This window comes from Streptomyces sp. NPDC098789 (genome assembly GCF_044759975.1).
GTDB lineage: Bacteria > Actinomycetota > Actinomycetes > Streptomycetales > Streptomycetaceae > Streptomyces.
This window is the reverse complement of record NZ_JBIWAJ010000031.1, coordinates 79,684-87,120: the sequence shown is the minus strand read 5'-3', so window position 1 is coordinate 87,120 and position 7,437 is coordinate 79,684. Positions and strand designations below refer to the sequence as shown.

The window sequence follows — 7,437 nt, the reverse complement described above, 5'->3', positions numbered from 1 at the left end:
GTCAGGCCCCCACCCTCCGGATAACGCATACCTCCGACATACCGCAGGGATCATGAACCGTCACCACCCGACGACAAACCGCAAAACTCAGTAACTGGCCCTCCGCGCCCAGGAGTCAGGCCGGCGGCGCCCCGGGTTCGTCGTCGAGACCTGATCCCCATGCTCATGGCCAACCAGGGCCTTCACGACGCGCGGCGCCCTGCCCGGCTCGTGGGCTCCCGACGCTTCGGCGCCTCTGTGATCGAGGCGTTCCGCGCCACCCCCGCCACGCAAGCGCCCGCACCACTGCCGCCGGCCCCGCACCTGCGGCGCACCCACTCACCCGCTACGTCGTGACCCCGACGCCGCTGGGGCCCGGAGTGTCTGCCGGCCGGAGCGTCCGGCGCCGGAGCCGGGTTCCGGTCGGCAGGACGGCTGCGGGGCCTGGTCGGCGCCGGCACCTGGGGCCGTCATCTGATCGCGGTGTGCACGGGCCGTGGTCATCAGCGCGTCGAGGCTGTCCCTGGTCCGCAGAAGCTCGGCGATGTGGGCGGAAAGGCGTTCGCGCTCCAGCGTCATCCGCTCCAGCGCGGCATCGGAAGCCTCCTCGCTGGGTGTGTCGATGCAGGGCATCACCTCGGTGATGGTGCGGCTGGACAGGCCGGCGGTGTACATCCGCTGGATGAACGCGATCCGCTCGACCTCGCCTTCCGTGTAGTGCCGCTGCCCGCTGGAACTGCGGGTGCTGGCGAGCAGTCCCTGCTCCTCGTAATAGCGCACCGACCGGACGCTGACTCCGGCGCGTGACGCGAGTTCCCCGATCCGCATACAGCCCTCCCGGCCGAACTCCGTGTCACAGACCCTTGCCTCTGACATCGGCGTAAGGTTTCAGCGTAGCCGTTGCGCCGAAAGCGCGGACACAGCAACAGCTACGAAGGAGTCCTGATGACAAGTCTCTTCAGCAGCTACGAGCTGGGTGGCCTCATCTCATGCTGCGCAACCGCATGGTGATGGCGCCGATGACCCGGGTCCGGGCCGCCCAGGGCGGTCTTGCGACCCCGTCGATGGCGGCCTACTACGCCCAGCCTGCGCATGACCGCCGGTACCTGCTGGACGCTGTCGGACGGGACGATCACTTCCATCTTCTTGCCGCTGAACATGCCGAGTCCGGTGATGTGCACACGGGCCGGGCCCGCCTTACCCGCCCTGGACGCGCAAAGGTCCATGATCTTTGCCGGTCCAGGCTTACCCTGCCCCTGTGGGAGCCACACGGGGTGCCAGCGCCACCTGAGCGAGCCGCCCAGCGGGCTGGGAAGCGGTGCTGACAAACCGCTTCCCAGGACCTTCACCGACATTTCAGTAGGTGTATGCGGCAGGGTCGGGCCCCAGCCTCTTGCCAGCGTCGAGCTGCGTGACGGCTTCCCGGGCCGCCTGGTCCACGCGGAAGTCCCACACGTCGTAGTACTCCTTCACCTCAGCTTCCGTCGCTGCTTCCGGCAGCGCCCCCCGACCGTGATCCAGGTGCCAACGGAGCACGACCTGCGCCGGGGCCTTGCCCTGCTTCATGGCCAGTTCCTTGATCACCGGCTGGTCGAACACACCCGCCCCCGCCTGGGCCAGAGGCCAGAATGACGCCGTCGCAATATGGTGCGTGGCGTTCCAGGCATGAAGCTCCTTCTGCTGGAGGAGCGGGTGAAGCTCAAGCTGGTTCACTGCCGGGGTCACGTCAGTTTCGAGCCGCAGGCGTTCCAGGTGCGGCAGTCCGAAGTTGCACACGCCGATGGTTTTGATCACTTCCTGCTTTTGCAGTTCGATCAGCTTCTGCCAGGCGGACACATAATGATTGTGGGCCGGCGCAGGCCAGTGGTTCAGGTAGAGATCCACGTAGTCCAGCTGCAACCGACTCGGGCTGGACTCCAGTGCCCTTTCTGGTTCGGCCTGCTGGACGACGCTCAGCTTGGCGGAGATGAACAGCTCCTCACGCGGGATCTTGCTGGACTACAGGGCCCGGCCGACTCCTCGCTCATTACCGTGAGCCGCCGTGGTGCCGATGTGGCGGTACCCGGTCTCCAGGGCCGTCTCCACTACTACGGCAGCCTTGTCGTCGCTCAACGTCGGGACGGCGAGCCCCAGCTGGGGCATGAGGTTGCCATCGGAATGCTTGATCACCGCCGGGTCTGACATGTGGTTCTCCGTGTCTTCAGTGCGGGGCGTCAGCCGGGAACGGGTGGTGCCCGTGACTCAAGGACCTCAACGGCTCCATGGCGCAGCACTCACCCCGATCCGGTCACGGCCAGCGTCGATGAGAGCGGCGGATCATGAGTCAGCGCACGCTAGCCGCCCCCACTCAAAGCTCCGCTCCATCGACACGCAAGAGCCGAAAGACATCGCACACCGGCCGGAAACCACCCCAGGAAGCGCTAAGCTCGCCGCCGCCTTCTCCACACACTGCCTGGACATCGGCGAGCCGAAGACCACGTCGGCCTGCCGTCGGCCTGCCGCCTCCGCACCGCACGATGGGCCCTGTCCGACCTCCCCGCCCGGCCCCGGTCGCCGAGCTGCGGGTAGCGGTGGCCGGTCAACTCGACCGTGAGGTGCTCCCCCAGCAGGACGAGGGAACACCCCGAGCCATACGGTTCCCCGATCCGGGAATCGCTACCTGCTGCTGCCCAACTTGTGTACGGGCTCCCCAGCAAGCTGACGGTGCCCGGCACCGCGAGTACGGCCGCAGCGGCGCCCGCCTGCCCAGGGAGGCTGCCGGGGGGTGGTGGAGCGGGAGCGGGCCCCCGCCGTGGACACCTCCCTCGCCGCTGCCGCACACTCCGCGCTCTCAACCGTCAGGTGCGGTGCCTGAACCAGAGGTTCACTCGCTGAACACCGTTGCTGAAGACGCCGGGGGAGCAGTAGTAGTACTCCTGCGGATCCCTCGGGTGATGGCGGTCCAGTTCAAGGTTCCCTTCGTACTTGTACCTGTCGCATTCGGTCCAGTTGAAGGCGCTGACGCCGGTGTCCAGGGTGCGTACCAGGTCATTGCGGTACGTCGCCGCAGTGGCAGTGCCGGCGCCTGCGATGAGTGCTCCGGCGGCCGTGGCTCCGGCGAGGACCACGCCGACAGACGCTCTTGTGATGCGCTTCATGATCATGCTCTTCTCTGACGAGGCGGCCAGCCGAACGCCACGAGACGCCTGCCAGCCAGCTGGTTACGGGCCCTGGATCAAGGTCCTCAACTCGGAGACATGTGCGAGAGGTGGGAGGTTGCCCACGTTCTTGATCTTCTTCGCCTTGGTCATGCTTTCCGCGCCGCGTGGATGTGCCGCACCGAGGAGCGCACCCGCGCCGTACCGGTGGGATGCGGTTCTGCTGCGCGGGGTGTACGTGCGTGGCGGGGCCGCGTGTGAACAGCGGCTCTTCGCCGAACCGCTGCCGGATGGTGCCGCACCACCGCACCGTCACCCCTTCCCGTGACCTGCACGAATCCCCTATGGGGGAACGATGGAACAGCTGGGCCCGGCCCGTTCCAGAATTCTGGAACGGCTACCTGCTGCGGCCCGACTTCCGTACATGCCCTTCGGTGTGCTGACGGTGCGCGCCCGCCGCATCCGGGGCAGCGGTAGCGGTGGTGGTGGAGCAGGAACGGGCCGCCGCCGGGGAGACCCGGATGCGGGAGGTCGGCCTGGCCGGGGCGGAGGGCGGTGTCGTCAGCGAGGAGGGCAGGGTCGGGTCCAAGCGGCGGCCACCGTAGTGAAGGACGGGCCATCCTTCCAGGTGGTGTTGGCGCCGAGGCGGGCCAGGTGGTAGGCGAGGAGGCTGGTGCCGCCCTGGTCGCGGATCTGGTCCATGCGGTGGGCGAGCAGGGTCCAGGGGCGGGAGCCGACCAGGAGCCAGTCCCGCCTGCGACTCGGGCAGGACGTCCTTGACGATGGCGACGATCGCGCCGTGCGCGAGGCGGACCACGCCGAGCTGCTCCAACGCCTACGCCCGGTCTCCGAGGTCCAAGTCCTGGGGCACGCTGAACCCCTCGGTCAACGGGTCCGGGAACGCTTCGCGTCCACGCCGGCCGGCGACGCCCGCGGATCGCCGGCCTCCGCATCGCCCCGCTACAGCAGCGGCAGCGGCAGCGGCAGCGGCGGGAGCGGCACCCGCGGAGGGGACGACGGCGGGTGTGGTGCCCGGAGTAGCCGCGGGTGCGGGGGACACGGGCGCCGGCAGACGCGGCTGGAGCCCAAGCGGGTGCCGAGGCGGAAGCGGTGGTCGCCGCCGGGGCCGGGGCGGGTGCGTGGGCGGGTGCGTGGGTGGCGGCTGCGGTGGTGACGGCGGCGACGGCCTGGTCCACGCCCGCCCCGGCGGCGTGGGCGTCGAGGAGGATCCGCGCGACGTCGACACCGCGGGCGTCGAGCCGGCCCATCGCGGCCGCGATGTCCGGCCAGGCCGGGGAGGCGAGGATCGCGTCGCGCACCAGGCCCTCGGGCATCGTCGCTTTCAGGAGGTCGGCCCACCGGTCGGTACCCTCCGCCTTCGTCCGCGCGATGTTCACGGCGACGGCCTGGTGGACCGCGGCGGTCATGCGGCCCATCTGCGGCAAAACGTGCCGAGGTCGACTCCGGCCTGCTGAAGGCCCCCGAGCTGACGCGCCAGCTGCGGCCAGTCCGCGCCCGCCATCAGCTCAGCCAGGGCGTCGTCGTCAAAGACGCCGCGCAGCTGGTTCGCCGACCAGCCCGGGGTCATCTACGCCGCGTCCTCGCCGAGTTCCTCCTCCCGACCGGTGACACGTTTCTTATGTGGCTTCGACAGACACGCCAGCGAACGGGAGGGGAAAACCTTCGCCGGACCGCAGCCAGGCGGCGGCGTCCAGCACATCGCGGCGGAACTGAGGGACGTAGGCCACATTGTCGTCGCAGGTCAGCCACTTTCCAGCGGCCCAGAGGTCGACCCGACACAGCGGGCCTGGCTCGCCGACCTCTGCGGCGAACCTGAACTTGTCTCCCAGAAGCACATGCACATCAGCGACGGTCGCAGGTTCATCCCTGCAGGAACAATTGAATACTTCGCTGGGGAAGACATCGCACGCTGGCTCGCCCCCCAACGACACAGCTGGGAGCGGCTCGACGTCGAGCTGCGTCACCGGCTCAACGAGCTCGGCGTCACCAAGGCCGTCCGGACCCCGGACCGACGCGTACCGAGGAAGCCACCCGGGGAGGCGGGCAGCTCGGGCGGGCGGGCTGCGGCCGCCTTCGAGACCGGCGTGCGGGCCCTCGCGCAATACCTGGAACGGGAAGGGGAGGGCAGTGGTCTGCCCGGGCGCGGGCATGCCGAGGAGCTGCTCGACGGGACCGCGCACCGCACCGGTATCTGGATCGTCAACCAGAAGCAGCGCCGGGCCGGGCTCGACCCTGGCCAGTTGGCCGCGCTCGCCGGCCTCGGAGTGCACTGGGCTCGGTAAGGGTCCCAACGCTCCTTGTCGCCCGTCACCCCGACGGTCATCCGCCGGGGTAGTCGGCGCACCGGTCGCCGGACGTCCCCGGCCCCAGCGGTGCGGGGGCCGGGGACGCTGCTGCGCGAGCAGGGAGTCAGTCGGGCATCGTGCGCGACCGCGGGCTGGACGGGATGGAACTCCCACTGGGCGGGTGGGGGTTCTGGGCCGGCATCCCCGGACGGGCGGTTGGGTCGGCCGCCATTAGGGCCAGGGCGAGGTCGGTGACGCTACGGGTACCAGCTCCACGATACGCGCGGCGAACTCCCCCTCCCCCAGCACCTGCAGACCCGCCACAAGATCCGCGATCTCGAAGGCAGCGAGGGTAGCCGCCCAGGCAGGGGGCCTGGAACTCGTCGGTGTACCAGTAGCGCCGAGTGTCCACGAAGGCAACCAGTGGGTACTGCGCGTGGAGGAGTGCGACGTACGTGCCGTCGTGGCCGTTGATCGTGCCGCTGTGGACGTTCTGCGGGTACTGCTGCTCCGTGAAGTCCCCGAACCGCCCGCGAGCGGCCCGCGCCGCGGCATGCAAGGGGGCACGGCACACCTTGTGGTCGGTCCGCGGCGCAGGCCGGTCGCCAGCGTCATGAAACCGTGTGGCTTCCCGTCCCAGCCGAAGGACGGGCTCCGCTCCCCCGCTTTCACCCCTCGCCCCTGTTGGTCCGGGGTGGAGTAGGTGCGAGGGCCGTGCTGGTGTGCACGGCCCTCGCACCGGGTGTGGGGCACCCCGTTCCCGCCCTCGCCGTCCGGATCTGCACGTGGTGATGTGCTGTGCGGTGTGCTCTGTCACCTGTACGCGATGCTGAGCTGCACTGTTGGTGAGGAATCGAACCCCTGCGTTGCTCTTCACGCGCCAAGGGCCGGATAAACCGCCGACCCGCGGTGTGTGCACGCCTCCATGACGACTACCTGCTTCCCACACCCAGCTTGTGGGGTCAGTCCTCGATCAGGTCGATCTCCCAGTTGGTGCGCTGGATCAGGGTGTCCACCTCGCGGATCTCCTTGGCCAGGACGTCCGCTTGGGCACGGAGCTCGGCGACCGGCAGGGCGGAGAGGATCCGCAGTTCGGACCGCAACTGCCGGACGGCTCCGCGCTGGTCGCGTCCGGAGGCGGCGTCGGCGGCCGAGGTGGTCACCGAGTGGCGCAGCCGCAGGACGTCCCGGCGGGCGAGGGCGTCGGTCAGAGTGCCGCCGCCTTCGATGACCACGGTGGAATTGGTCCGGTTGATCTGACGAATCAACCGCTCCAGCTCGTCCAGCACCGCTCCGGCCTCGGCCAGGACCTCCGCCGCATTCTCGGCCGGTTCCTCGCCCTCCTGGTAGCGGGCGCTGCCGACGACGCGCGCCCGCAGCTGCTCCACCCGCCGCACCGCGGCCGCGCGCTGCGCGAGCGCTTCAGCCAGTTTCACCGCGTCATCACCTGTCCGTCTCAACTGATCGTCCGGCAAGTATGCACGTCGGTGCCTGACGGCTCGGTTCGCGGGGCGGGTTCATGGAGCGACCATCACGGGTCCGGTGAGACTTGGCTATCGCGTGGAACGGGCGGCCGCTGACCGGGCGCCGGGCCATCAGCGGCGGGCGGGCACGGGCCTGGTCGCCAGAGCGGGTTCTCTGTTGGATATCGGCAGCTTCGCGGCCGCGTTCGCGTCGACCTTCTGCCTAGAGCAGGAGGACGGCAACTGCCTTGTTCGCCGCTAGGCACTCCGGTTCATCGAGGTCGGCTGAGCCGTGCAGGGTTGCGGGGAGGCTCGCCGTTCGCCTTCTGACGCATTCCGGCCAATCCCGGCAATGGCCGGTGCCCGCCGGTCGGCGGCCGGTACGTTCCCGCCATGACGATGATGTCCCCCGAGCTCCGGCGCCCCTCCCCCGGGCCCGCGTCCAAGCCGCCGCCGGGCGGACCGTCCACGCAGCCGCCGACCCGGCCCGACAAGAACCCGCCGATGCCGCCGAACGACCCTCAGCAGCCCGGGCCCAGGTGACGGGTCGGT

Annotated in this window: 8 protein-coding genes and 3 pseudogenes; 3 read left to right on the top strand and 8 right to left on the bottom strand. The window is 69.6% G+C overall.

Features of this window, described 5'->3' with window-relative positions; translation table 11 throughout:
* Positions 1-444: 444 nt before the first annotated feature.
* Positions 445-807 (bottom strand): annotated as a pseudogene (locus ACIQWR_RS38635) (MerR family transcriptional regulator); the annotation flags it as partial.
* 117 nt (positions 808-924) lie between these two features.
* Here ACIQWR_RS38635 and ACIQWR_RS38630 point away from each other — a divergent pair.
* Positions 925-1,070: pseudogene (locus ACIQWR_RS38630) on the top strand (alkene reductase); the annotation flags it as partial.
* 39 nt (positions 1,071-1,109) lie between these two features.
* Here ACIQWR_RS38630 and ACIQWR_RS38625 read toward each other — a convergent pair.
* The 6 genes and pseudogenes from ACIQWR_RS38625 to ACIQWR_RS38600 form a co-directional block, all read right to left on the bottom strand.
* Positions 1,110-1,334: pseudogene (locus ACIQWR_RS38625) on the bottom strand (hypothetical protein); the annotation flags it as partial.
* Between the two features lies 1 nt (position 1,335).
* Positions 1,336-1,953, bottom strand: coding sequence for an aldo/keto reductase (locus ACIQWR_RS38620; protein WP_404019942.1), 618 nt, complete (start codon positions 1,951-1,953; stop codon positions 1,336-1,338).
* Between the two features lie 24 nt (positions 1,954-1,977).
* The gene (locus ACIQWR_RS38615; protein WP_404019928.1) at positions 1,978-2,163 is read right to left on the bottom strand and encodes a hypothetical protein; all 186 of its coding nucleotides are present in this window, start codon (positions 2,161-2,163) and stop codon (positions 1,978-1,980) included.
* Between the two features lie 653 nt (positions 2,164-2,816).
* The gene (locus ACIQWR_RS38610) at positions 2,817-3,116 is read right to left on the bottom strand and encodes a hypothetical protein (RefSeq protein ID WP_404019926.1); all 300 of its coding nucleotides are present in this window, start codon (positions 3,114-3,116) and stop codon (positions 2,817-2,819) included.
* Positions 3,117-3,677: 561 nt separating this feature from the next.
* Positions 3,678-3,818, bottom strand: coding sequence for a hypothetical protein (locus ACIQWR_RS38605; protein ID WP_404019923.1), 141 nt, complete (start codon positions 3,816-3,818; stop codon positions 3,678-3,680).
* A 721-nt stretch (positions 3,819-4,539) separates the two neighbouring features.
* The gene (locus ACIQWR_RS38600) at positions 4,540-4,704 is read right to left on the bottom strand and encodes a hypothetical protein (RefSeq protein ID WP_404019920.1); all 165 of its coding nucleotides are present in this window, start codon (positions 4,702-4,704) and stop codon (positions 4,540-4,542) included.
* Positions 4,705-4,972: 268 nt separating this feature from the next.
* Here ACIQWR_RS38600 and ACIQWR_RS38595 point away from each other — a divergent pair, with 268 nt between their 5' ends.
* On the top strand, positions 4,973-5,419 hold the full coding sequence (locus ACIQWR_RS38595; protein WP_404019918.1) for a hypothetical protein: 447 nt from the start codon (positions 4,973-4,975) through the stop codon (positions 5,417-5,419).
* Between the two features lie 965 nt (positions 5,420-6,384).
* Here the strand turns inward: ACIQWR_RS38595 and ACIQWR_RS38590 are convergent.
* On the bottom strand, positions 6,385-6,858 hold the full coding sequence (locus tag ACIQWR_RS38590) for a DIP1984 family protein (protein WP_404019915.1): 474 nt from the start codon (positions 6,856-6,858) through the stop codon (positions 6,385-6,387).
* Between the two features lie 420 nt (positions 6,859-7,278).
* Here ACIQWR_RS38590 and ACIQWR_RS38585 point away from each other — a divergent pair, with 420 nt between their 5' ends.
* A complete protein-coding gene (locus ACIQWR_RS38585) occupies positions 7,279-7,428 on the top strand; it encodes a hypothetical protein (RefSeq protein ID WP_404019912.1) in 150 nt (49 codons plus the stop codon).
* Positions 7,429-7,437: the final 9 nt, after the last annotated feature.